This window comes from Streptomyces beijiangensis (genome assembly GCF_017315755.1).
Classification (GTDB): Bacteria; Actinomycetota; Actinomycetes; order Streptomycetales; family Streptomycetaceae; genus Streptomyces; species Streptomyces beijiangensis.
The window spans coordinates 1-299 of record NZ_JAFLRJ010001121.1; the positions used below are offsets into that span (position 1 = coordinate 1).

Here is a 299-nt window from a genome sequence, read left to right on the forward strand (position 1 = left end):
GCCCCCCGGAGAGCCCGTTGTGGGACGTCCCCGACCTGTTCGTCTCGCCGTACATGTGCGGCGACACGATCGGCTGGCGCGACGATCTGGGCGCGCAGTTCCTGGAGTTGTACGAACTTTGGGCCGCCGGGAAGCAACTTCCGAACGTGGTCGACAAGAAACGTGGGTACGTCCCCCAGCATGACTGAGCCGAGCGACCTCACCGACCTCACCGATCTGACCCGGCTGACCGCACTCCAGCTCCTCTCCGGTTACGAGAACGGCGCGGGTGACATCGACGGGGGTGAAGGCGCCGTTCT

The 299-nt window shown here is 65.6% G+C and carries 1 pseudogene; it reads left to right on the plus strand.

The window, feature by feature from the left end:
* A pseudogene (locus tag J0695_RS40825) lies at window positions 1-188 on the plus strand (D-2-hydroxyacid dehydrogenase); the annotation flags it as partial.
* Window positions 189-299: the final 111 nt, after the last annotated feature.